Source organism: Desulfosporosinus sp. Tol-M2, assembly GCF_059735615.1.
Genome location: NZ_JCAIJG010000027.1, coordinates 1 through 3,046, shown reverse-complemented (window position 1 = coordinate 3,046; position 3,046 = coordinate 1). Strand labels below are relative to the sequence as shown.

The following is a 3,046-nucleotide window of genomic DNA, read 5'->3' as shown; positions in this document are numbered from 1 at the left end:
CTATTTTTACGAGTTTAATGATTGTACCAAATTTGACAATTCCACAAGAACAATTGTCTCTATCTCATGTGTTTACCCTATGGTAAAGGAACTCCGAAAAAAGTAGTGAACGTGGTATATCAGTGTATGAAATACTGCGCACAATGGAATGCACCCAACTCCTGTGAAACTAAGCTGCGCATGATCAACGATTCTCAGCGGCTTTTTTTGGAACAGGAACCTAGCTTTAATCAGTTGTTTGAGTTGAGCAGACCGTTGGGCTATGAACGTCATTATGGGGTGCAAAATCTACTTAATCTTCAAGGGAAAGAATTCCAGAGAGTGCGGGGTCGGGTCAACAAATTTAAGAAAGATTATCCTCAGGCCAGAGTGAGAAATTATTTACCCAGCGACTATAATGATTTGATGCTTCTTAACGATGAATGGGAAAAACCAGCAGGACAAAAATATAAACTCATTTTTGACACTGTTTACTATCCAGAAATTCTCAAGTATCATGACCAACTGCAGCAGCTTGTACTACTTGTTGAAATAAACAACAGGATAGTAGGTATGATTAGTGGCGGAGTACTGCCAAACGGGCAGTCATGGGCTTGTCTGCGCAAGGCCTTTACCGAATTTGATGGTTTGTCAGAATTTCTCGTCATAGAATTAGTTCGTGCCATCCACAGCATCAATCCATCAGTAGAAACAATGAATGATGGGGGCGATCTAACTAAGGGGTTAAAGGCTTTCAAAGAAAAATTCCGACCTGTTCTCAGTCTCAGAAGATATAGAGTGCTTCTAAAATAGAACCGTAATTTTAAAATCTACCTTATATCTTATGATAACGCCCAAATGGAATCCTTTTTTGCGTCGTGAAGGAACTCATTTTATTCAAACTTTTTTACATCATTACAACCCGCCGTCAGGACTTCATGCCCCTACTCCTGTAGCGTTGTAAAAATGTTTGAACAAAAACTAGATAATTAATGTCCTTTTTAGAGTTTGTTACAAAAAAACCAGAAACATTAAACTGGCGAACAGACGTACTGTAATTTTGACGTTTTAGTAGCTCTAGAAACCCCTCACTAAATATGTCTTAGCTTAGAAATGGAGAGGTTGACAAAGGCTCCTTAATAAAGGGTATAAACATCCCTTAGTTTGGTTCCATATTGCGAGACTGGGAGATAATTCCTATTTAACTTTATACGTCTAGGCTACTCGAAGAAGTACGGTCTTACGGTCGTAAATTGCCTGTTCTGCAAGTCGTCGCAATTCTTGATGTCGTTCTTTCGGAACGAAGCGTTCTCTGGCATGGTGTATCATGCCAAGGATTAATCGGCTTAAATCGGTTAGTCTAAGGAATGTCTCTACCCGTTTTTGTCCACGTATAGTCAGCTTCTTATGATGTAATACGCTATCAAGCAAATTGGATTCTAATGCGAAATTTAGCTCAACTTGCTTTCTGAAAGTAATGCAGGCAGCTGCTAAGTTCGACCCCTGAGCTATTGGACCGAAAAATTGGGGGCTTTTCTCAAAGGAAAATTCAAAGCGTCTGTCACAAGTCCCACAACGTAAACAGGAGTTACAATTGGTTGCATCTCCCACATACTCTACAGTCATTGTTTCGGTGTCAAATCCATCATACACCGCTAAGTGTCCTTCTGGACACTGTATCCGTCCTAATCCATCGCAGACTTCTGGGCGGATCATATCCTTTTTTACTTCGGTATATACCACTGTTTGATAGTTCTTAAGTGCATCAATTTTATCTTGACCACCAATATAAGCCATGTCAGCTACCATATTGGGCAGCTGGATATCCAATTCTTTCATTCGTTCGAGACAAGGTAGCAGCATATTGCTATCCGATGTTTTGGCATGAACCACTACGGAACCTAATGGCATAGGTCCTTGCGAACTACCGCAAATGATCGTATTTTTTCGATACCCAATAAAATACTTGTTTTGATTGACTTTGATCCGTTGCCGGCCTACTTTAGCATCGTTGTCAGAAAAACGGGGCGGACAGGTACATTTATCGGGAGTCTTGCAGGTACACTCTTTTTTAAATCCTCCGACTGCTGCGAAGATAGGACGTGAATCTAACGCTGAAATCATAAGGTTCAGGAAACCTTCCATTTTGGCTGCTTGATTTAAATATGGCTTGGAAAGTTCATTGATCGTATCGTCACTCACACTCAAAAGTCTGCGAAAGCGACTTAGGGCCGCGTGACTCGGTACTTTTGTGCCTGTGATACCAAGGAAATTACGATAGTCCTGATGCTTGGCTTTTGATAACTCTGCACACATTTGACGAAATGAGATAAATTCCGGTCGCGTGAAGTATAGAATATGCATGCGAAACAAAGTAACTGCGTCCCAAGGTTTACGCCCGCGTGGATCAATAATGTCGCGAGGAAATAGGTTCCTGATTTGATCGTCTTTTATAAAAGTTAAATAATCAATGAGATCAGCATCATAACCAAGTGTGCTATAATAGAGGGGTGAGAACATGTCCATTTGAATATGCAAGGTTTACACCTCTTCCTGTGTGATAATTTTGGTTTAGCACCTTTATTTTACCACACCACGGATAGGGGTGTAATTATTTCCTAAGAGAACCTACGTTTGGTACCTCATTAGTTTTTTGTAACAGACTCTTATAAACATGTTCAAACTTTTTTATACAGTCACAAAAAGTGTAGCGTTGTAAAAATGTTTGAACAAAAACTAGATAATTAATGCCCTTTTTAGGTAAGGAAATAATATTTTGTTTATAAAAGTTTGAACAGAATGATATGTATTCCCATATCGTATCCCTCAGTTTGTATAAATAGTTTGAACAAAACTTATCTCATTTAATAGATTAGTTCTACAATCATTAGTTTAGAAACTGGTTAGTTGTTCATGGTAAGGTGTATCGATTGTCCTTGCATATAACTATATTACATAATAACAGCGAATCATGACGAAAAAGTGAATCCTGGACAAAAAATAGCCCTACACTGCTTCAATAATGTAGGGAGAGAGTAGTTGCAGGCATTTGCCCACGGAATTAACC

At 39.2% G+C, this 3,046-nt stretch carries 2 protein-coding genes; one reads left to right on the top strand and one right to left on the bottom strand.

All coding sequences use genetic code 11. The annotated features are described in order from the left end of the window. The first annotated feature begins 126 nt into the window (after positions 1-126). Positions 127-792: a phosphatidylglycerol lysyltransferase domain-containing protein gene (locus AC6I5A_RS01220; RefSeq protein WP_497900395.1), complete on the top strand. Its 666-nt coding sequence runs from the start codon at positions 127-129 to the stop codon at positions 790-792. Positions 793-1,194: 402 nt separating this feature from the next. Here the strand turns inward: AC6I5A_RS01220 and AC6I5A_RS01215 are convergent, their stop codons facing one another. After that, positions 1,195-2,517: a transposase gene (locus AC6I5A_RS01215; protein WP_034610786.1), complete on the bottom strand. Its 1,323-nt coding sequence runs from the start codon at positions 2,515-2,517 to the stop codon at positions 1,195-1,197. Positions 2,518-3,046 lie beyond the last annotated feature (529 nt).